We start from the raw sequence: 224 nt of genomic DNA, 5'->3' as shown, positions 1-224 counted from the left end.
AAAGCGGCGGAGGAGGGGCACGCTCCCGCGCAATCGATCCTGGGCTTCATGTATCTTAAAGGCCAGGGGGTTGCACAGGATGACCAGCAAGCCGCTTCCTGGTATAGAAAGGCCGCTGAGCAGGGCTTTGCAGATGCGCAATATGCGCTTGGCGTTCTGTATGCGAAGGGACGAGGAGTTGCGCAGGACGACCGGGAGGCCGTTTCCTGGTATAGAAAGGCCGC

1 protein-coding gene is annotated in these 224 nt (G+C 59.8%); it reads left to right on the top strand.

The features are described 5' to 3' along the window. On the top strand, positions 1-224 hold a 224-nt coding region (locus tag SQ11_RS15390), incomplete at both ends, for a tetratricopeptide repeat protein (RefSeq protein WP_041515084.1).

This window comes from Nitrosospira sp. NpAV, assembly GCF_000832065.1.
GTDB lineage: Bacteria > Pseudomonadota > Gammaproteobacteria > Burkholderiales > Nitrosomonadaceae > Nitrosospira.
Note: the sequence above shows the minus strand (reverse complement) of the source record. Positions and strands in the feature narration are given on the sequence as shown.